17 protein-coding genes are annotated in these 20,127 nt (G+C 54.9%); 16 read left to right on the top strand and 1 reads right to left on the bottom strand.

Features of this window, described 5'->3' with window-relative positions:
- Positions 1–44 precede the first annotated feature (44 nt).
- The 9 genes from J4772_RS23290 (at position 45) to J4772_RS23250 (ending at position 11,904) form a co-directional block, all read left to right on the top strand.
- Positions 45–1,904 (top strand): methyl-accepting chemotaxis protein, encoded by a 1,860-nt coding sequence (locus tag J4772_RS23290; RefSeq protein WP_209071595.1) that lies wholly within the window; start codon positions 45–47, stop codon positions 1,902–1,904.
- 104 nt (positions 1,905–2,008) lie between these two features.
- A complete protein-coding gene (locus J4772_RS23285; protein WP_209071594.1) occupies positions 2,009–2,824 on the top strand; it encodes a CheR family methyltransferase in 816 nt (271 codons plus the stop codon).
- 5 nt (positions 2,825–2,829) lie between these two features.
- A complete protein-coding gene (locus J4772_RS23280; protein ID WP_209071593.1) occupies positions 2,830–3,855 on the top strand; it encodes a protein-glutamate methylesterase/protein-glutamine glutaminase in 1,026 nt (341 codons plus the stop codon).
- A gap of 156 nt (positions 3,856–4,011) precedes the next feature.
- A complete protein-coding gene (locus J4772_RS23275) occupies positions 4,012–4,557 on the top strand; it encodes a glutathione peroxidase (RefSeq protein ID WP_209071592.1) in 546 nt (181 codons plus the stop codon).
- Positions 4,558–4,671: 114 nt separating this feature from the next.
- A complete protein-coding gene (locus J4772_RS23270) occupies positions 4,672–5,979 on the top strand; it encodes a hypothetical protein (protein WP_209071591.1) in 1,308 nt (435 codons plus the stop codon).
- Positions 5,980–6,021: 42 nt separating this feature from the next.
- A complete protein-coding gene (locus J4772_RS23265) occupies positions 6,022–8,292 on the top strand; it encodes an ATP-binding protein (RefSeq protein ID WP_209071590.1) in 2,271 nt (756 codons plus the stop codon).
- 134 nt (positions 8,293–8,426) lie between these two features.
- Complete coding sequence (locus J4772_RS23260; protein ID WP_209071589.1) at positions 8,427–10,235, top strand: sensor histidine kinase; 1,809 nt, start codon at positions 8,427–8,429, stop codon at positions 10,233–10,235.
- Positions 10,232–11,374: a response regulator gene (locus J4772_RS23255; protein ID WP_209071588.1), complete on the top strand. Its 1,143-nt coding sequence runs from the start codon at positions 10,232–10,234 to the stop codon at positions 11,372–11,374. Before J4772_RS23260 ends, J4772_RS23255 begins: the two co-directional genes overlap by 4 nt.
- 242 nt (positions 11,375–11,616) lie before the next feature.
- Positions 11,617–11,904, top strand: coding sequence for a hypothetical protein (locus J4772_RS23250; RefSeq protein ID WP_209071587.1), 288 nt, complete (start codon positions 11,617–11,619; stop codon positions 11,902–11,904).
- Between the two features lie 36 nt (positions 11,905–11,940).
- On the opposite strand, the gene J4772_RS23245 is transcribed toward J4772_RS23250, so the two are convergent.
- On the bottom strand, positions 11,941–13,047 hold the full coding sequence (locus J4772_RS23245) for a GntR family transcriptional regulator (protein WP_209071586.1): 1,107 nt from the start codon (positions 13,045–13,047) through the stop codon (positions 11,941–11,943).
- Positions 13,048–13,499: 452 nt separating this feature from the next.
- On the opposite strand from J4772_RS23245, the gene J4772_RS23240 reads away from it, so the two are divergent.
- From J4772_RS23240 to J4772_RS23210, 7 genes are all read left to right on the top strand, one after another.
- Positions 13,500–14,141: a cyclase family protein gene (locus tag J4772_RS23240; RefSeq protein ID WP_209071585.1), complete on the top strand. Its 642-nt coding sequence runs from the start codon at positions 13,500–13,502 to the stop codon at positions 14,139–14,141.
- Positions 14,142–14,154: 13 nt separating this feature from the next.
- The gene (locus tag J4772_RS23235) at positions 14,155–15,126 is read left to right on the top strand and encodes a C-terminal binding protein (protein WP_209071584.1); all 972 of its coding nucleotides are present in this window, start codon (positions 14,155–14,157) and stop codon (positions 15,124–15,126) included.
- Between the two features lie 44 nt (positions 15,127–15,170).
- Positions 15,171–16,190 carry a zinc-dependent alcohol dehydrogenase gene (locus tag J4772_RS23230; protein WP_209071583.1) on the top strand — a complete coding sequence of 340 codons (1,020 nt, stop codon included), beginning with the start codon at positions 15,171–15,173 and terminating at the stop codon, positions 16,188–16,190.
- A gap of 1 nt (position 16,191) precedes the next feature.
- Positions 16,192–16,947, top strand: a complete 756-nt coding sequence (locus J4772_RS23225) for an SDR family NAD(P)-dependent oxidoreductase (RefSeq protein WP_209071582.1) — start codon at positions 16,192–16,194, stop codon at positions 16,945–16,947.
- A 40-nt stretch (positions 16,948–16,987) separates the two neighbouring features.
- Positions 16,988–18,337, top strand: coding sequence for an ABC transporter substrate-binding protein (locus tag J4772_RS23220; protein WP_209071581.1), 1,350 nt, complete (start codon positions 16,988–16,990; stop codon positions 18,335–18,337).
- Positions 18,338–18,400: 63 nt separating this feature from the next.
- Positions 18,401–19,270 carry a carbohydrate ABC transporter permease gene (locus J4772_RS23215; protein ID WP_116065014.1) on the top strand — a complete coding sequence of 290 codons (870 nt, stop codon included), beginning with the start codon at positions 18,401–18,403 and terminating at the stop codon, positions 19,268–19,270.
- Positions 19,270–20,097: a carbohydrate ABC transporter permease gene (locus J4772_RS23210; protein WP_116065015.1), complete on the top strand. Its 828-nt coding sequence runs from the start codon at positions 19,270–19,272 to the stop codon at positions 20,095–20,097. The genes J4772_RS23215 and J4772_RS23210 overlap by 1 nt, the downstream gene beginning before the upstream one ends.
- Positions 20,098–20,127: the final 30 nt, after the last annotated feature.

Below are 20,127 nucleotides of genomic sequence, written 5' to 3'. Positions count from 1 at the left end.
TGCGAACAGCTAGAAACAGATCACATCCATTAGGAGGAAGCTGTATGGTGAATAAGAGGGGCATTAAGCAATCTACGTTGAATTATTTGTTGGGCGGCCTGTCCTTGGTGCTGGCGATTGTGCTGGTGATTTTGTCGATTCAAGTGATAGGCTCATTCGAGAAGATGAGAACCGCCGAGCAGAGAAAATCCGAATTCAAGCAGCTTGGCTTCGATCTGACGAACGCCTCGGAATATTTGACAGGCGAGGTCAGAGCTTACGTCCAATTCGGAGACAAAACGCATTACGACAATTACTGGAGAGAAGTCAACGAAACGAAAACGAGGGACCACATTGTCGCAAAACTGACGGAGCTGGGAGCTCCGCAGAACGAGCTTGATCTAATCACCGAAGCGAAAAAGAATTCCGATGCGCTCGTCGGTATAGAAGAAAAAGCGATGCAGGCGGTGGAGGAAGGGAAGCTCGATGACGGTCGGCGTCTGGTATTCGGCGAACAGTACGACCAGGGCAAGCAGGCCATCAAGGGGCTAATCGAGAAATTCCAGGAAACGATGAACGCCAGAGCCTCCGGGGAGCTGGACCAGGCAGCTGACGATATGCAGAGGAACATTATTATCATGATCGTGCTTATCGTGATTACCGCAGTGTTCAGCGGCATTAGCCTGCTGCTGTCGCATTTCAAAATCATTAAGCCGATTATCCGGATTAAAGAAAACATGGTTCGGGTGGCGGAAGGAGATCTGTCGCAATCCGTCAAGGTCACGATCGACAATACCGAAATCGGGCAGCTGGCGTATGGGACGGCGACTGTTATCGCGACATTCCAAAGCGTGGTAAACGAAGTCACGCATATTTTGACGGAAATGTCGAACGGAAATCTTGTGGTCGAGATCACCAGCGATTACAGAGGAGATTTCGCCGAGATCAAAACCTCGCTGAATCGAATCGTCGAATCCTTCAATGAAGTGCTGAGCGACGTGAAATCCGCGGCGGATCAAGTCGCCTCCGCTTCGGCGCAAGTGTCCGATTCGAGCATTTCGTTGTCTCAGGGAGCTACGGAGCAGGCCAGCTCCATTGAGGAGCTTACCGCGTCTATCGAGGAAATTTCGGCGCAGACGCGTTTGAACGCCGACAATGCGAGCGAAGCGAACGGATTGGCCGAAACCGCCAAGATGAATGCGGAGCAAGGCAACGGACAGATGAAGGAGATGCTCAGAGCGATGCAGGATATCAACGAGTCCTCCGCCAACATCTCCAAGATTATCAAGGTTATCGACGAGATCGCGTTCCAGACGAACATCCTGGCTCTGAACGCCGCAGTGGAAGCGGCCAGGGCGGGCCAGCACGGCAAAGGCTTCGCCGTCGTTGCGGAAGAGGTGCGGAATCTGGCGGCGCGTTCGGCGAATGCCGCGAAAGAAACGACCGATATGATCGAAAGTTCTATTCGCAAGGTGGAGGGCGGCACCCGCATAGCTAACGAGACCGCCGGCGCGCTCGTCAAAATCGTAGAAAATGTCGAGAAGGTAGCGACGCTGGTCAGCGATATCGCAGTAGCCTCCAACGAGCAGGCGATCGGCATCTCGCAAATTAACCAGGGAGTTATGCAAGTGTCCCATGTCGTGCAGAACAACTCGGCAACGTCCGAGGAGAGCGCCGCAGCCAGCGAGCAGTTGGCCAGCCAGGCGGAGCTGCTGAAGGATCAGGTCGGCAGATTCCGGCTGAAAAGAGAAAATCGGCGTTCGCCCTATCGGGAATTGGACGGCTTAAACCCCGAGGTGCTGAAGATGCTGGAAGCGATGAGCAGAAACAAAAGGACGGAAGAGCACGCCGATGGCTATAGAGAAGCCGCTGCTTCCGGAACCAAGAAGATCGCTCTGAGCGATTTCGAGTTCGGCAAGTATTAAGCAGGAAGAAGGAGCGGTCCAATCTTAGGGTTGACCGCTCTTTTTCTCCCTACACGTTAGAATTCGCGGTACGAAAAGCCAGTCGGCAAGGCGGGTGGGAAACGATGAATCGCATTACCGAGCAAGAGTTTAAGCAATTCTCCGAATATATCAAACTCCATTACGGAATCCATCTTAAGGCGGAGAAGTTATCTCTGGTGGCCAGCAGGCTGAACCGCGAGCTTGCCGGCCGAAACTTTAACAACCTATCCGACTATTTGAGCTACGTCGTGGCCGACAGGACCGGCCAAGCGGCTGTCACTCTTCTCGACAAAATTACGACCAACTACACCTTTTTTATGCGAGAGCCCGCTCATTTTTACTTTTTTCGGGACAAGGTTTTGCCTTATCTGGCAAGCACGGTCAAGGACAAGGATTTGCGCATTTGGAGCGCCGCGTGCTCCTCGGGCGAGGAGCCGTACACTTTGGCGATGATGATCGACGAATATTTCGGACCGGAGAAAGCCCAATGGGATACGAAAATATTAGCCACAGACATATCGAACCAAGTTCTTGAAATTGCTGGAAAAGGGATATACACTAAGGACAAGATTGCGGCTCTGCCGGCCGCTTGGAAATTGAATTATTTTCGGGAGCTTGATGGGGAACAATCCGTTCTGGCGGATCGCATCCGCAATGAGGTTATTTTTCGCAAGCTGAATTTTATGGATAAAGTCTTTCCGTTTAAGCGCAAATTTCAGGTTATTTTCTGCAGGAATGTGATGATTTACTTCGATAATAAGACGAAGTGCCAACTGATTGACAAATTATACGATTTGACCGAATACGGCGGTTATTTGTTTATTGGACATTCGGAATCCCTGGACCGTAATGCCACCCGATTCAAATATGTAATGCCCGCGGTCTACAGGAAGGGGTGAGGCATTTGGCGGTCCGCAATAAAATCAAAGTATTGGTCGTTGACGACAGTCTCGTATTTCGCGAAGTGATTGCTAGGGGCATTTCGTCCGATCCGCTGATCGAGGTGGTCGCTACGGCCGGCGATCCGTTCGAGGCCCGAGATAAAATATTGCAATTCCACCCGCATGTGATCACTTGCGATATCGAGATGCCCAAGATGAACGGGATCGAATTCGTTCGCCGGCTGCTGCCGCAATATTTTGTTCCGGTCGTCATGGTGAGCGCGGTTAGTCAGGCGGTGTTCGAGGCGATGGAGGCGGGCGTTGTCGATTTTGTCGTAAAGCCGGACGTGCAGTCTCCGACAGGAGTTGCGACGTTTATTCGCGATATGATCTATAAAATCAAAATCGCCTCAACGGCCAAAACCGCGATGCGGACAGCAGAGGATACGGCGATTCGCTCGCCCTCAGGCAAGGTGCAGAGGACGGATGACATTATCGCCATCGGCGCTTCCACGGGGGGAACCGAAGCGATATTCAGCATACTTCGCCAGCTTCCTTCCGCCGTCCCGGGAATCGTGATCGTTCAGCACATTCCTCCCCTTTTTTCGAGAATGTTCGCGGAGAGGCTGAACAGCCAAATCTCGCTGCGCGTCAAGGAAGCCGAAACCGGCGATTACGTCGAACCGGGCACCGTGCTGGTCGCGCCGGGAGATCGGCACATGCGGCTGAAAAAGATCGGGGCAAAATACCGCGCGGAATGCTTCGACGGTGAGAGAGTGAACGGACACTGCCCGTCGGTCGACGTTCTGTTCGAATCGGTCGCGAAGGAGGCGGGGCGCAGCGCCGTCGGAGTGCTGCTGACAGGAATGGGCAGAGACGGAGCGAAAGGGCTTCTGGCCATTCGCCGCAAAGGGGGAAGAACGATCGCGCAGGACGAAGCTTCATCGGTCGTATACGGGATGCCGAAGGTGGCCTACGAGATCGGAGCCGTCGAGAGACAGACGCCGCTCGGCAGAATTCCGCAAGCCTTGTTCGAATGTCTGGGCTAGCAGCTTCGAAAATCAGAGTCGAATTCACGATGAAACTCCTGCAAGATTTGCAACCGTCGGTCTGTCCATATAATAGATCCCACTCGTCCTGGGTATTTTCATCCGTCTTGCAACTGGTGTACACTAAAGGAGATGTCATTACAAGGAGGCGCGAATATGGGAGTTTACAGTTTCAGCGCGAATACGATTCAAGGAGAAGAGGTCGGGCTTGACCGTTATCGGGGACAGGTCGCTCTCATTGTCAATACGGCCAGCAAATGCGGATTGACGCCGCAGTACGAAGGGCTGGAGCAGCTTTATCAGAAGTATAAGGATCGCGGCCTGGTTATTCTCGGTTTCCCGTGCAACCAGTTCGGGGCGCAGGAGCCCGGCTCCAATGCGGAAGTCGAGCAGTTCTGCCAAGTGAATTACGGCGTATCGTTCCCTCTCTTCGAGAAAATCGATGTCAACGGAGACGCCAAGCATCCGCTGTATGCTTATCTGACCGAAGAGAAGGCGTTCGAAGGCTTCGATCAGACGCAACCGTCGGGACAGAAGTTCCATGCGATGTTTGCGAACAACATGCCGGACAAGCTGCTGGACAACGAGATCAAATGGAACTTCACCAAGTTTCTAGTCGATCGCGACGGCCAAGTCGTCGCGCGGTTCGAGCCTCCCATTCTTCCCGAGGAGATCGCGTCGGAAATCGAGAAGCTGCTATAGCTCGCAAGTTTAAGGCTCCCGTCAACGCGGGGGTCTTTTTTTCTTTTATTATTCTTTTATTGGCGTCTGGTATAATCCACGTAAATCAAGTATTGACGAGAGGACTGGACGCCAGTGCCGAAAACGACCGAAGCCCGCAAAGGAGAGGAAAGCTCCACACGGAGACGATCCTTATCCCGGAGCGACGAGGATTTGCAGGAGCAGAGCGAGACGGAAAGCCAGGAATCGGACAAGTCCGCCATTCTGGAAAGGCTGAAGGCGCAAGGAGCGGTTCGCGTATTTCCAGGAATGGGAGGACCGGGCGCGAGCAAGGGAGCGGAGCAACCAAGCGCGGAAGAAGCTCCGGAGATGGAGGAGGAGGCCGAAGAAGCGCCGATGCAGTCTTCCGTTCCGGAGGTGGAGGCTCCGTCGGAAGCGCCGAGCGGGCCCGTAGCCGAGGGGCCGAAGGCCGGCGGAGAGTCGGAGTCGTCGGGCGGAGAGTCGGAGGAGGCCGGAGGAGGCATCGACTCGGCGTTTCATGAGCGTGTTCAGAAAACGACGGACGCGGCCAACAATCCGAAATGGTACGATCTTCCGCAGCATATCCGCAACAAGCGTTACGGCAAATGGGATCTCTCCCAGAGCCGGGACCGGAGCGGCAATCGCGAGCGCGACGTCAATCTCGAAGAGGATGTCCGCACGAATAAGATCGAGAACCGGCTGATGCCGGGCAAATTCGCTGTACGGCAGAAAGCCAAAAATGCGATTAACGACATGGTGCAAAATCCGGGGCAGACCGCAGTCGGCATGATTCCTCTGGCAGGCGCCGCACTGAAGCAGAAAATGGCGGAAAAGTACGATGTGAAGGAACGCGATTTGCTCAGAGGGATCGCGGCGACAACCGGCAACGAGGCGATCAAGGAAAGCTCGGCTTCCCAAGCGCAGGCAGTCGGCACGAAAATAAAGGCCGATCGGGTGAAGGCGGGTATCAGCACGGTTGCGGGAATAGCGGGCAATATTGTGCCTGGGGCGAGCGTGGCGACGAGCGCGGTGAGTACGGCGGCCGGAGTCGTCGGCGATATTGCAACAGGCGACTCGCGGAACCAGGTGCACAAGGCCCGGGCGCGTCAGGAAGCGCGCAGAGATATGGGGAAGAAGGAGTTCTCGGCTTACGACAATATCGATGAATTCATCGGCTTGGAGAAGCAGCGGCATGCCCTCGTCGCGGCGGGGCAAGGCAAAGCGGGCGCGGAAGCGCCGAGCGTCGACAGCGACGAGCAGGTCAAGCGGCTGACCGCGCATGCGCGCGGAGAAACTCAGCATCATAAATTCTACAAGCAGCGCGCCAAGGAAGTGGAGAAGGAGAGAGCCGAGGCGGCCAAGCCGAAAACGGAGGAAGGCGGGATCATGTCTCGCATGAAGCGGCTGTTCGGCCGAACCTAGCGCCGATTGTTCCTGAATACATCTTAGGGCAGGGGGAGCGGCATGGAGCAAGCAGTTGCAACAGCGGAGGCGGCATACGGCGGAGCCGAAAACGGGGCGCCTTTTCGGGACGGAACGGATTATGTCGGAGGATGGCTGGAATGGTTGGATTCCGGAATCTCCCTTATGCTTTACCGGAGAGAGAGGCTGGAAGGGGAGCTCGGCTCTGCTGCTGAGGCGTTCAGTACGGGCGCGGCAATGAGCGCGGGAGCGCGGGATTTTCGTCATCCGACCCGCCGCACGAATGAGGGCGAGCCGCCGTTGGACAAGCTTGAATTGGAGCTGGCGCTTCAATGGGAACGCGCTCGTGAAAGGGCGGAGCGGGGCGAGCTTCTCGGGGAGCGGGATAATGCCTTTTTGCCGCTACCGTATTTGGCTCGTCTGTTCGGACTGACGGAACTGGAGCAAAGAATTGCCGTCATTTGCCTGGCGGTAGAGGTAGATCGGAAATACGAATCGGCGTTTGCGTTGCTGCAAGGGGAGCGCAGCGCGACGCATCCGAGCCGGGATTTAATTGCGTCGCTTGCCGCAAGCAATGCGGACGAGCGCCGGTTGGCGGCGAGAATTTTGCGGGATGACGGGGTATTAAGCCGGTATTTCCTCCGAGAAGCGGCAGGGACGCGCAAAGGCGGAACGACCATTAACAAATACTGTCGTCTGGATGAACGCATCGTCAGGTTCACGCTCGATTCGATCGCCATGCCGGAAGAATTGGCGCGTTATATGGAAATTGTGTCCTCCTCTGCGGAGACGCCGCCGCTGCTGGGGCACTTCGACATTCAAACGAAGCTGCGCAGCTGGCTGACCCGGCGGATCGAGGAGGATGGATCGAACGGAGCTTCGCTGGTCGTCTCTCTATGGGGAGCCGAAGGCGCGGGGGGGAGGGCGCAAGCCGCCCATATCGGCGTTCACTTTAATGAAGCGCTGCTGTATGTGGATATGGCGAAGCTTCCGGAGACGGACGAAGGCGGGCCGGACGCGCTGGACGCAGTGTTCCGCGAAGCGGCCATTCAACAGGCGATCCCCGTTTTTTACGGCTTTCCCGCTGCGATTGACGGAGAAGCGGAGAAGCGTCGCATGACGGCGCTGCTTGAACGGTTTGCCCGGCTTCCGGGCATCGTTTTCCTGCTGTCGGAGGAACCGTTGCGTTCGCTTGATCGTCGCGGCGTCATCGGCCTAGAGCTGGAAATTCCGGGTCTTCGGGACGAGGAACGGATCGAGGCTTGGCAAACCCTTGCGCTCGCTTACGAGGTGGAGGGCGGAATTGACTGGGAGGCGCTGGCGTCGCGTTTCATTTTCCATCCCGGCCAGATCGAAGGCTCGCTAGCTGCGGCACGGGCTGCGGCACAGTGGAGATCGACCGGCGGAGGCCGGGAGCTCATCGGCTGGGGCGATCTGATCCAGGCCTGCTACAAGCAGCTGAACCACAATCTGGGGGCGAAGTCGAAGCGGTTGTCCCCCAAGCATCGTTGGGCCGACCTTGTGCTCCCCGAGCCTCAGACTCGCAAGCTGCAGCATGCATGCAACCATATCCGCTACAAGCACACGGTGTATGGCTCATGGGGATTTCAGCGCAAGCTCTCCTACGGCACAGGGGTCAGCTTGCTGTTCTCCGGTCCTCCGGGAACGGGCAAGACGATGGCGGCGGAAATCGCGGCCAATGAGCTGGACATGGAAATCTACAAAATCGATCTGTCGCAAATTATTAGCAAATATATCGGAGAGACCGAGAAAAACTTGCGCGAAATTTTCGACGAGGCCCAGTCGAGCTATGCGATTTTGTTTTTCGACGAAGCCGATGCGCTGTTTGGCAAACGGTCCGAGGTGAAGGATTCCCACGACAAGAACGCCAATACGGAAGTGGCGTTTCTGCTGCAGAAGATGGAGGAGTATCGGGGCATTTCCATTTTGGCGACAAACTATTTGCAAAATATGGACGAAGCCTTCCTGCGCCGCATCAATTACGTCATTCGTTTTCCGTTTCCGGACGAGCGACAGCGGGAGACGATCTGGAAGAGCATTTTCCCGCAGGAGACGCCGCTTGCTCCCGATCTGGACTGCGGCTTCCTTGGCCGCAAGCTGCAGATGTCGGGCGGAAGCATCAAGAACGTCGCTCTCACCGCGGCATTCCTGGCCAGCGGGAACGGCGAGTCCGTCGGGATGAAACACATTTTCCAGGCGTATCAATATGAGCTGGACAAGACCAATCGCACGATTACGCGGGAGGAGTTGGGCGAATACAGCTACTTCTTCGAAGAGATTCGCAACGGCTAGCTCCGCCCCATGTCGAAAAAACGATTCGGACTGTGGCCTTCGGATGTTATGATGATAGCGGAGGGATTTGAATCCCGAACTGGGGCTGCATTCCGGCCCGGCCGCCAATCATCGCAAGCAAGGGAGCCGTCTTCGTGGATATTAAGCAGTGGATGTCGATCTTTCTGTTCGCCGCCGCGGCGATCATGCTGTTCATCTCATGGCTTGCTTACCGGAAGCGCCATCTGCCCGTCGCCAAAACGGTTTTCTTCATGATGCTGGCAGCGGCTTTCTATGCGTTCGGCTATGGGCTGGAGGTGCTCAGCCGAACTCTGGACGAGTTTAAGCTGTCGTTGCAGATCGAATATTTGGGCATTCCTTTCAGCTCCACGCTGTGGTTGCTTCTCGTTATTCAGTTTGCGGGGATCGCCGCGAAGCGCCGGAAGCAGTTGGCGGTAGCGCTGATGATTATTCCGGCGCTTGTGTTCGGATTTCATTTGACCAACGATTGGCATCACCTCGTATACGAACGTTACATCTTAAATATGGATTCCGAGGTTCCTCTATACACGACGATCAAAGGCTTCTGGTACAAGGTGCACGGCGCCTACAATTACGGCGTAATGCTGTTCGGAATGCTGTTGTTTATCCCGCTTTACTGGCGTTCCCCTTCGCTTATGCGCAAGCAGATCGTCATCCTTGCCTTCGGCGGGGCCGCCCCGATGCTGCTCAATGCGGTGTTCTGGTTCGGCATTCGCGTCGATCTCACCCCGTTCGGCTTTGTCGTATCGGGAATCGTCTACGTATGGGGAATCTATCGTTTTAATCTGCTGCGGCTCATGCCGCTCGCACAGGCGAAGCTGTTCGATACGATTCGCGACGGGGTCGTGCTGATAGACGGAGACGATCGGATTGTAAGCTTTAATCGGGCAGCGGCGTCTGTGATAGGCGAGTTGTCCGGTATTGCCCGCTATCCGGCAGAGACCGCCGTGGCGTTGACCGCGCACCCGGAGCTGCTGGAAAGCATTCGCGGCGCCGGCTCGGGAGAAGCTCAATTTCCGTTTCGCCGAACGGACGGGGAACGAACTCGGTATTATGCCTGCAGCTTAACTCCGATCATTGAAGCGGACGCGCAGCCGATCGGCAAAATTTTAATGCTCAACGATATTACGGAGCTGAAGGAAAATGAGGCGAGACTGCGCGAAAACGCCCGTCAGCTCGCCGAGCTGAACACCTTCAAGGATAAGCTGTTTACCGTCGTTGCGCACGATATCAGGGACCCGATCGCGCTGCTTGTCAGCTTGACCGAGCTTCTGGGCGAGGAGCTGACCGCCGCCGGCCGGGAGCATGCCGAGCTATTTCTCGAATTGAAGGACCAGGTGAACGGCACGTTCCATCTGGTCGAGCAGCTATTGGATTGGTATCGCAGCCAGAAGGGCCAGATTGTGTTTAGTCCGATGAGCTGGAATTTGCAGCAGGTTGTCCGGCAGGCGCTAGCTCTGGCGGGAGCGAAATCGGGAATCAAACGAATTGACTTGACGGAGAACATTGACGCTCGGCTGGCGGTTCGCGCGGACAAAGAGATGCTGGATTTGATTTTGCGCAACCTGCTTTCCAACGCGATCAAGTATACGGGAATCGGAGGCTTGATCGAAGTCGGCGCCTCGCAGGAGGGAGAGTCGGTTGTCGTATCCGTGCGGGATAACGGAGCGGGCATCGACCCGGATATTTCCGAGCTTCTGCGGCTGGAGGAGCCGTTTTTCAAGCCTCCGGTGCAAGGAGACGAATCGCTGAACGCCAGATTTGGGCTTGTTCTGGCGCGAGAATTCGTGCGGATTCACGGCGGACGGCTGTGGTTCGATAGCGTTCCGGGAGAGGGCACGACCTTCTATTTTTCACTGGCCGGCTTTGCAGGCGGTCTAGCCGAATTCGTCGAAGGCGATCGGGAGGGGGAGAGCGGATGAAAGCGATTGTAGTGGACGACGAGCCGACGATGCATCTGATTTTGCGCAAAATGCTGGCCAAGCTGCCGGAGGTTCAGGTGGTCGGAGCATTCTCGGATACGAGGTCGGCGAAGGCTTATCTGGAAAAGCACGGGGATATAGGTCTCGCTTTCGTAGATATCTCTATGCCGGGCGAGAGCGGATTGACTTTTGCCGCCCGGATGAACGCTGCGGAGGCCCCGATGCAGATCGTGTTCGTCACGTCCCATAAGGAATATGCGCTGAAAGCCTACGAGCTGTCCGTGCTGGACTACCTGGTAAAGCCGATCACCCAGGAGCGGCTGCAACGAGCGGTTCAGCGGGCGCTTGCGGCGAATCGGACCTGGGCGCCGGGGCCGGCGATGCCGGCTTCGGCAGCGACGGCGGTCGGTACGGGCAAGACGGTCGTCACAGTGCTGGGCGACGTGGTCGTCAGCAACGAAGCCGGCCGCGTCAAATGGATCTCCCGCAAATCCGCGGAGCTGTTCGCCTATCTGCTGCTCCATCCAGGGAGAAGGATTCCGCGCTCGCGGCTGATCTCCGATATTTTCGGAGGCATGGAGCATGAGCAGGCGCTAAAATATTTGAATACATCGATCTACCATCTGCGCAAATCTCTGGAACCGCTTGGTTTGCGCGATACGGTACGTTCCGAGAATGACGGGTACGCGCTCGAATTGCCGTCCGGCTCGGCGATCGATTATGTCGAGTTTGCGGCGCAGGCGAGTCGGCTTCAGACGGTCGCGTCCGATAATATCGACCGGGCGCAGCGGATAGAACAAGACTATACCGGCGATCTGTTCGGAGACAGGGCATACGTATGGGCCGTCCATGAGACGGAACGGTACGCGGAGTTGTACGCCTCGCTATCCGGAAAGCTTGCCGAAGCCTATCTTCTCATGGGGAACGCGGCGGCCGCGCTTAAGCTGCTCGCGAAGCTGAACCAGCGTAATCCGTTGGACGAATCGGTCATTCGCCGAATGCTGCTGGCGCGCGAGCGGATCGGGGACAAGAACGGTTTGAACGCGCTGTACGCCGACTACGTTCGGCTGCTTGACCGCGAACTGGGCATTCGTCCGCCCGACGATTTGGTGGGCTATTATGAGAGCTTGATCGGATAAGTTGGGGAAAAAGTGAGTGGCGAATTGCCGCAAAGAAGCTTAAAACCGGAGACGTCGGGTACAGGACCTGGCACCTCCGGTTTTTGTCATAACTGACGAATTGACTTACATTAGCCCGCTAATAACTCTCTTTTGTTATGGCGCCGATGAGCAGTTTTTTAAGAGATGCCTTCTGCCTATACGTCAAACCCAGTTGAACCAGCTCGCGTAACGGTCTGCGAGACCGTAAGAAGCAGTCCAATGTGCGAATCCGCCCGCATAACGGTCTGCGAGACCGTAAGAAGCAGTCCAATGTGCGAATCCTCCCGTACAACGGTCTGCGAGACCGTAAGAAGCAGTCCAATGTGCGAATCCGCCCGCATAACGGTCTGCGAGACCGTAAGAAGCAGTCCAATGTACGAATCCGCCCGTATAACGGTCTGCGAGACCGTAAGAAGCAGTCCAATGTGCGAATCCGCCTGCGTAACGGCTCAACAGACTGCAAAGACGGTAATTCCTTCGAGAAAGTGGCCTACAAACGCTTTCCGTAGGACAAGTGCTCAGGTAACTGACCCAACCGCAGTCGGCTACGACAGCTCGACGAGGCGGGGAGGGATTTTATGCTTGCGCGGCTCGGTTCCGTTCGCGATGGCATCGACGATCATCTGCGCCGCGATCGTCCCCATCTCGAATGGGGACTGGTCAATATAAGCGCTAGGGGAGACGCAATCCGGATAGAGAAGCGGTTGGTCGCAGCAAATGATGCGAATATGCTTTAAGCCGAGCTTGGCGCAAGCCTTGCCGACGTAACGGGCGAGCAGCGCGTCGACGGCGGCGATCGCGTCGAGCTCTCTGTTGTTGTCCAGAAATTCGATGATTTCCGAAGGAATGTCGTCCGCATTCGAATGCTCGAGTATCGAGGCGGAGACCGAGAGAATTTGGCTGGGAGACAAAGCCTCCTTCCCCTTCTGCGCCAGCGCGTCCTGGAACCCGCTTACCCGATCGCTTACGCCGATCGTATATAAAGGCGGGTAGGTGACGAGTCCGATGGAGCGGGCCTTCCGTTCGATCAGGTAATCGGCCATAAGCGCGCCGATTTCCTTCGTATTGCAATAAACGCCGTTGGTCCGAATGTCGCGCATCGTTCTTTCGACAAGAACGACGGGGTGCTTATTAAGTACAAGGCGCACGATGTCATCGTTGAAGTGCTGCTCTCCTTGACTGGCAACGATAATGATCCCGTCTACGGGAATATTCAAAAAATCGTGAATAGCCTGCGATTCTTCCTCGCGAGTGGCAATCCTCTTGAATACAAAATGATAGGAAAGCTGGGACAAGGCGGACTCTACTCCGGATATCAAAAGAGAGGAATAGTGGGATTCCATCCAAGGCATGATGAATCCGATCATCCTCTTGTTTTGCTGCACGAGGAGGGGCGCGGATCGCTGCGGTTCCGTCGGAGTCGAGCTGGGGCTTCTGTCGGAGACGAACGTTCCTTTGCCGCGATGCCTGTAAAGGAAGCCGTCATTTACCAAGCCAAGCATAGCATGCTTTGCCGTTATTCTGCTGACCTGAAACTGCTCGGCGATTTCCCGTTCGGGAGGAATTTGATAGTGCGGCGGCCATTGGCCTTTTTCTATTTGGGCGATAACGTAATCCTGGATTTGCGAGTATAGGGGCTTCTTAGCGTTCATGCTCTGGATTCACTCCGAAATCGTTATTAAAATCGAATCCCGTTTGAATGGGATTTGATGAAAGTATATAACATTTGTATTGATATATCAATAGAGGGTGGGGTGGAGCGATCCAATGAAAATTTCCGAAAACAACTCATTGCGTTGACATATCCAGATTGCCGATGGTAAGCTCTTTTAACTATCCGCTTCAACCAGTGCCGAGATATCTTCTCTCAATCCCTTAAATTGGACATATTGTTTTATTTTAGACTGCACCAAACTTTCTCCTCTTTATTTATAGATATAACAACAATACTAATATAACTTTAAAATTTATATAGTGTATTGACATAACCAATTTATCGGTGTTAACCTTGATCTGCAAACGCTTACTAATGGAATGACGGGGTTTTATTGTTCTTTGTTTTCGGAAAATTGGATATAACTTTTGGCGGGAGGTTGGAGAAGCTATGAACGGAAACATCGTGGATTTGTCCTTGGACATCTACCATGCCGCACCGACATTTCCTCTGGATCCGAAATGCGCGGTCATCGTCCATCACACGGTCGACAGTATGGGGTATAACATTTCGCAGCTCGTCATGAGCACCCATCAAGGCACTCACCTGGATGCGCCGTTCCATTTCCTCGACGACGGGAAGACGGTCGAGCAGCTCGATTTGAACAAGTGTATCGGAGATGCGTTGCTCGTCGATTTGTCCCATAAGAAGCCCAAGGAAGCGATCACGATCGAAGATTTCGCTTCCGTGGCCCACCGGATCGGCGAAGGAACCCGGCTTATCTACCGGACGGATTGGTTCAGGCAATATCCGCAAAAGCACTACTTCTCCGATTTTCCCTACATGACGATCGAGCTGGCGGAATGGCTGGCGGAACGCAAAATCGCGATGATCGGCATGGACGTTCCGACGCCGAATCCAACCGATTTCGATCCGGTTCACAAAATTTTGCTGAAGGCGGAGATCGTCATCGTGGAAGGGTTGGCTAACTTGGGCGACATCGGGGCGGACGAATTCTTTTTCATGGCGGCTCCTTTGAGAATTAAGGGACGCGACGGTTCGCCGGTGAGAGCGCTGGCGATACGGAAATAGACGGAGGGGAAATATGAGCAACTACTTGGTAGCAGTTACGGATTCCGGATTTCCCGACTTGGAGCAGGAGAAAAGTATTTTACAGCCGCTAGGCTTCGCTTTTGCCGAAGGGCAATGCCGGACGGCGAGCGAGGTCGCCGCCCTGTGCCGCGACGCGGACGCCGTATTGACTCAGTGGGCGCCGCTTACGGCGGAAGCGATCGAATCGTTCGAGAAATGCCGGGTGATCGTGAGATACGGCATCGGAGTCGACAATGTCGATCTCGAAGCGGCCAAACGCAAAAATATCCCCGTCGTTAACGTTCCCGATTACGCGATCCAGGAAGTGGCCGATCATACGCTTTCCTTGATGCTGGCCATCGTTCGCAAAATTCCTCAAGTCGTGCAACGGGTGAGAGACGGCATATGGGAGATTTCCCCTTGCCGACCGATTGTCGGATTACAGGACAAAACGATCGGGTTGGCCGGATTCGGCAATATCGCAAAAGCGGTGCTGAAGCGGGCGGCGGGGTTCGGTCTTAAAGCGATCGCATACGATCCGTACGTCGACGAGTCGGTTATGGCCGAATGGGGCGTAGAGAAGGTGGATTGGGAGACGTTGCTCGCTCGCAGCGACATTTTATCGGTCCACATGCCGCTTACGCCGGCGACAAAACGGATGTTGAACGCGGAGGCCTTCGACAAGATGAAGCCGACAAGCTTCTTGGTCAATACCTCCCGCGGAGGAACGGTCGACACCGAAGCTTTGATTGACGCCCTTCGCGACGGCAAGATCGCGGGAGCCGCGGTCGACGTGCTGGAGCAGGAGCCGATCGCTCCCGACAGCCCGCTGCTGAAGATGGACAATTGCCTCGTCACCAGTCATTGCGCCTGGTATTCGGAAAGCTCTCTTCTTCGTTTGCAGGAATATGCGGCGCTCGAAATCAAAAGATTGTTTTCCGGGGAGCGTCTGCTGCACGTGGTGAACGGAGTCGGCAAGATCTAGTGGGAAACGGAACAGAACCGAAGCAGCGGAGGTTGGAAGCAGTAATGAAATCTCTTGTATATTTGGGAGCTAGACAGTTGGCGGTCGAGGAGAGAGACGTTCCGGAACCGAAACCGGACGAGGCGATCCTTCGCGTCGAAGCCGTCGGGATCTGCGGCAGTGAATTGGAAGGGTATTTAGGCCACAGTAGCATTAGAAAACCTCCTCTCGTGATGGGGCACGAATTTTGCGGGTCGATCGTTCGTTTGGGGAGTCATGTAAACCAATTCACGATCGGAAGCAAGGTCATCGTGAACCCGCTCGTCTCTTGCGGGACGTGCGACCGCTGCCGGATCGGCAAAGGGAACATATGCCGCAACCGGCAGATCGTCGGAATTCACCGTCCGGGAGCGTTCGCGGAATTCGTCGCCGTGCCCGCCGCGAATCTGTATTCCGTACCCGCGGCAATGGACTCCAACCTGGCCTCCTTGGCGGAGCCGCTTGCGGTATGCATCCATGCGGTCAAGCTGGGGCTGAAGCCATACAAAAATTTGATGATCTACGGAGCCGGACCGATCGGACTGCTGACGCTGCAAGCGGCGTTGACGATGGGCGCCGATCGCGTACTGGTCATAGACAGACAACCCGACAGGCTTGCTTTCGCCAAACAGCTCGGCGCCGACACTTCGACGCCGGAGCATTCTGAGGAAGCCTGCGCGAGATTGTTCGGCGCACGCGGAGTGGATACGATCATCGATTGCGTCGGCGTTCAATCTACCCGCGAGGATGCGATCCGGAACGTCAATCCGGGGGGGACGATCGTTGCGGTAGGACTGGGACAGGATCAATCCTTGCTCTCCATGAACCACGTCGTGCGTCAGGAAATCGCGATCGTCGGATCGTACACCTATTCGGACGAAGATTTCGAGCAGGCGGTTAGATTGTTGTCCCAAGGCAAGGTAACCGGTGAGGGCTGGTCGTCGACATGCGGATTGGAGGAAGCGATCGGAGTGTTCGCGGATCTTGCCGACGGCAAGGCCAAGTTCAGCAAATACATCATAAATCTTTCAGAAGGAGCGAGGTAAAATGAGCAGGTTAGCGGGCAAAACGGCTATCGTGACGGGAAGCACCAGAGGGATCGGCAAGGGAATCGCCGTCCGCTACGGCAGAGAAGGAGCGAACGTGATCGTATCGGGCACGAATGCGGAGCTGTGCGAGGAGGTGGCTGAATCGATCCGCCGGGAAGGCGGGTCTGCGATCGGCATCGTGTGCGACGTTTCCGATCTCGATCAGATCAATCGGCTATACGACAAGACGCTGGAGAAATTCGGCGAGATCAACATCGTCGTAAACAATGCGGGAATCGCCGTATTCCAGCCTTTTATCGAAGTCGAGCCGGAGACGGTCAGGAAAATATGGAACGTCAATCTGTTCGGAACATTCTTCAGCGGCCAGCGGGCGGCGAAGGAGATGATACGGCAGGGCAAAGGCGGAAAAATTATCAATATGTCCTCTATTTCCGAAGAAGTCGGCACTGCCGATTTGACCCAGTACGCCATGACCAAAGGCGGCATTAAAATCATGACCAAGTGCATGGCGCTCGAACTGGCCCAATACGGGATCAATGTCAACGCGATCGGCGCCGGCGTCATCGATACGGATATCAGCATGGAGGAGTTCTCCAAGCCGGGCATGAGAGAAGAGACGGTTAAGAGAATTCCTTGGGGCCGCATGGGAGAGCCGGAGGATCTGGCCGGCACCGCGGTGTTTCTGGCGCATGAGGATTCGGATTACGTTACCGGGACTACGGTGTACGTCGACGGCGGTTTGCTCGCCATGTAACGCCAAAAAATAAAAAGAAATCAGGGAGGGTATTTTCAAGATGTCAAAAGTCATTCGTACTGCGCTGTTCTCATTGTCCGCCGCCGCTTTAGTCGCCGCCACCGCATGTGGAGGCGGCAATAATGCAAGTCCTTCCAGTTCGACCGCGTCGCCGTCCGCAGGCTCCTCCGAACCGGCCGGATCAGCGAACACGGGCAAAAAGGTTACGATATCTCATGCGGTGGGCGGAGACAGCCCGAGCCGCGACGTGTGGATGAAAGCGATCGGCGAGGCGGTCGGCGTCGAGCTCGACATCCAGGTGCTGCCGCTGGAGCAAATGGAACAAATCTACAAAGTGAAGGCCGGCACGAACGATCTTCCGGATCTGATCAGCTATCACCCGGGTGCGAGGACGCGAGACGACCTGCAGGCGAAGGACAAACTGATTGACCTGTCGGACATGCCGATCATTCAAAATATATTGGACGACATCAAGCCCTATTACGTAGAACCGGACGGCAAAGTATACGGCGTGCCGGGACAGGCGCTGAAATTTGGCGGAATCGCGTATAACAAGAAAGCGTTTACGGAGGCGGGCATCAGCATTCCGCAATCGCTCGACGAACTGTTCGCCGTCAGCGAGAAGCTGAAAGCGGCCGGCAAGGTTCCGCTCTACCTGTCGGCGAAGGATTCCTGGACGCTGCAAATTCCTGGACTTGCCGCCTTCTCGTACGACCAACTGCAGAGCCCGGGCATACTGGACAAAATCAATACGAATCAAGCTACGTTCAAGGACGCTGCCCATTTCATCGAAGCGTTCGATACGATGAAGAAGATGGTCGATCAAGGCTACGTGAACAGCGACTACTTGTCGGCTACGTACACGAACGGCTTGCAAGCCATTTCCGAGGGCAAGGCGGGCATGTATCCGGTGCTGACGAGCGCCTTTAGCACCATTCTGGACACGATGCCCGACCTGATAAACGACGTGGGCTTCTTCCCATGGCCGGTAGAAGGCGATAAGACGGTTACCGTATGGCCTCCGATGATCTACGGTATTCCGCAATCGAGCAAAAACGCCGACGCCGTCAAGAAGTACATCGAGTTCTTCGCCTCTTCCGAAGGACAGAAAATTTACTTCGACACGTTGCCGGCAGCCGGCGTACCGGCTTACAAAGGCGTCGAGCTTGACGAATCGAAACTGCTTGATCCGGTAAAAGAAATGATCGAAGTCACCAAAACGGCGAAGCAGTTCGCTACAGTCGACTTCAGCGTCGTCGCCAACATGGGCGCGTTCGGTCAAACGGTACAAGAAATTCTGATGGGCCAGAAATCGGGTGCGGATCTTGCCGCGGAGTTGTCCGACATTCTTGCGAAGAACGCGAAAGCCAAAGGCGCCCCGGGATTCTGATAGACGGCATAACGGATATTGGAGCCCCGTACGGGGCTTCAATATCGGATAGGGGAGATCAGATTGCATAAATTGGAACGCAAAACCTACTCGATTAGCTTCGCTATTCCTTGGCTGCTCATCTACGGCATTTTTTTCGTTTTGCCTACTTTGTTCAGCTTCTACTATGCGTTTACCGACTGGGATCTGACATCCGCGAAGTTTTCCGGGTTCAGCAACTTTGTCGAGATGTTCAACAACCCGGTGTTTTCCACGGCGCTGGCCAATACCGCTATTTTTACGATTTTGTCGATCGTCCTTAAAGTCGGAGTGTCCCTAGCGCTTGCCATGGCGCTGTATCATTGCATTGCCAGCAACTTTTTTCGTACGATCTTCTTCTCCCCTTACGTTCTGAGCTATATCGCGATCGGCGTCCTGTTTACTGCGATCATGCATCCGGAGATCGGCGTGCTGAACAAAGCGCTGCGAGCGATAGGATTGGATTTTTTGGCGCTGAATTGGCTCATCGAGAAAGGTCAGGTCATCTACTCCTTAGTCTTCATCGACGTCTGGAAATCGGCCGGTTTTCACTTGGCGATTTTTATCGCGGCGCTGCAGACTATTCCCTCCGACATGATGGAGTCGGCCTCCATAGACGGTGCGGGACCCTGGAAGAAATTCCGCTATATTACGTTTCCGATGCTTGCGTCGGCGTTTAACGCCAACGTCATTTTCGCGCTTATCGTCGGATTGACGAAATTCGATCTCGTATTCGTAACGACGGGCGGCGGACCGGGTTATTATTCGGAAGTGCTGAAAACATTGGTCTACAAGCAATTCGCCATGGGCCGATACGGCCTGGCTACCGCCGGCGAGTTGATTATATTCGTGATCGTGATCACGCTGACGGTTACAATGAGGAAATTCCTGGACAAGCGGGAGGTTGAGGTCTAATGAAGTCGCGTTCCCTTCCGTATGGACAAATCGCTCTCATTGCCGTGATATCCGCTATGAGCTTGCTGATCCTCGTTCCTTTTTACCTCATCTTTATCAATTCGTTGAAGTCGCCCGCTGAAGCGAGCGAATTGGGCCTTGCCTTCCCTTCAAAGCTGGAATGGAGCAATTATTCCAAAGTGTTCGAAGTCGCCGATCTGCCGCTCGCCTTTACGAACAGCATCGTGCTCACCTTCTCGAGCGTAGCGATCATTCTGATCTCGGCCGCGATGGCCGCATTCGTGATACAGCGAAGAAAAGACGGTTGGAGTGCGGCATTAAACGTATTGGTTATGCTGGGGCTCGTCGTTCCTCCCGCTATCGTTCCGCTATACAAGGTGCTTAGCTTTTTCCATTTGAACGGAACGATCCTCGGCGTCGTACTGATCAACGTGGCGACTCGTTCGCCGCTCAGCGTATTTCTGGCGAACCAGTTCTTGAAGAGCATTAGTAAAGAGATCGACGAAGCCGCCATCATCGACGGCTGCGGCAAATATAAATTGTTTTTCCGGATCGTTCTTCCGCTAATGGGACCGATCATGGTTACGCTGTTTATCTTTAACTCCACCTTCGTCTGGAACGACTTTATGTACGTGCTCTATTTCTTGTCCAGCGGCAAACAGATGACTCTGCCTCTGACCATGTACTTATTTACCGGACAATTCGGATCGATGTGGAATCTTGTTTTCGCCAACATTCTGATTATCTCGGCTCCGCTTCTGATCATTTACTTTTTCGCGCAACGCTTCATTATTGCCGGCATGACGGCCGGCGCCATCAAAGGCTGACCTAACTGAACAAACCCAACGAACGAGGTG

Origin of the sequence: Cohnella sp. LGH (assembly GCF_017671885.1) — a bacterium.
In the GTDB taxonomy this organism is placed as follows: Bacteria; Bacillota; Bacilli; order Paenibacillales; family Paenibacillaceae; genus Cohnella; species Cohnella phaseoli.
Note: the sequence above shows the minus strand (reverse complement) of the source record. Positions and strands in the feature narration are given on the sequence as shown.